Source organism: Desemzia sp. FAM 23988, from assembly GCF_045528365.1.
Taxonomy (GTDB): Bacteria; Bacillota; Bacilli; order Lactobacillales; family Carnobacteriaceae; genus Desemzia.
On record NZ_JBGQQS010000053.1, the window covers coordinates 1 to 1,503 of the forward strand.

Annotated in this window: 2 rRNA genes; both read left to right on the forward strand. The window is 46.3% G+C overall.

The features are described 5' to 3' along the window. Nucleotides 1–68, forward strand: a 16S ribosomal RNA gene (locus ACEN4L_RS13365); the annotation flags it as partial. A 217-nt stretch (nt 69–285) separates the two neighbouring features. After that, a 23S ribosomal RNA gene (locus ACEN4L_RS13370) occupies nt 286–1,503 on the forward strand; the annotation flags it as partial.

Sequence of the window (1,503 nt, forward strand, 5' to 3'; positions counted from 1 at the left end):
GACAGATAATTGGGGTGAAGTCGTAACAAGGTAGCCGTATCGGAAGGTGCGGCTGGATCACCTCCTTTCTAAGGAATTAACGGAATCCTACACGGTTCGCTTTTACTTTGTTTAGTTTTGAGAGGTTTAGTCTCTCAGAATAGTGTTCTTTGAAAACTGGATATTGTCTAATAGAAACATTTAAGTAAGAAACCGAGAAACACACCGCGTTTAAAAGAGTTTTTTAATTGTTCTTATCGCAAGATAAAACAAGCAACTTCGGTTGCAACACAATTAGTAATGATAGGTTAAGTTACTAAGGGCGCACGGTGGATGCCTTGGCACTAGAAGCCGATGAAGGACGGGACGAACTCCGATATGCTTTGGGGAGCTGTAAGTAAGCTTTGATCCAGAGATTTCCGAATGGGGGAACCCAGCATCTTTAATAGGATGTTACTGCTGACTGAATACATAGGTCAGTAGAGGTAGACGCAGAGAACTGAAACATCTAAGTACCTGCAGGAAGAGAAAGAAAATTCGATTCCCTTAGTAGCGGCGAGCGAACAGGGAAGAGCCCAAACCAAAGAGCTTGCTCTTTGGGGTTGTAGGACTGAACACATAGAGTCATAAATGAACGTTGTAGAAGAAGCGTCCTGGAAAGGACTGCCGAAGAAGGTAAAAGCCCTGTATTTGAAACAACATTCACTCTGTTCAGTATCCTGAGTACGGCGGAACACGAGAAATTCCGTCGGAATCCGGGAGGACCATCTCCCAAGGCTAAATACTCTCTAGTGACCGATAGTGAACCAGTACCGTGAGGGAAAGGTGAAAAGAACCCCGGAAGGGGAGTGAAACAGCACCTGAAACCGTGTGCTTACAAATAGTTAGAGCCCGTTAATGGGTGATAGCGTGCCTTTTGTAGAATGAACCGGCGAGTTACGATTACATGCGAGGTTAAGTTGATAAGACGGAGCCGTAGCGAAAGCGAGTCTGAATAGGGCGTTTGAGTATGTGGTCGTAGACCCGAAACCAGGTGACCTACCCATGTCCAGGTTGAAGGTGCGGTAAAACGCACTGGAGGACCGAACCCACGTACGTTGAAAAGTGCGGGGATGAGGTGTGGGTAGCGGAGAAATTCCAATCGAACTTGGAGATAGCTGGTTCTCTCCGAAATAGCTTTAGGGCTAGCCTCGGAATTTAGAATCATGGAGGTAGAGCAACTGTTTGAACTAGGGCCCCTTATCGGGGTACCGAATTCTGATAAACTCCGAATGCCATTGATTCATGTCCGGGAGTCAGACTGCGAGTGATAAGATCCGTAGTCGAAAGGGAAACAGCCCAGACCACCAGTTAAGGTCCCAAAGTTTATGTTAAGTGGAAAAGGATGTGGGGTTGCTTAGACAACTAGGATGTTGGCTCAGAAGCAGCCATCATTTAAAGAGTGCGTAATAGCTCACTAGTCGAGTGACCCTGCGCCGAAAATTTACCGGGGCTAAACATAACACCGAAACTGTGGATAGAACC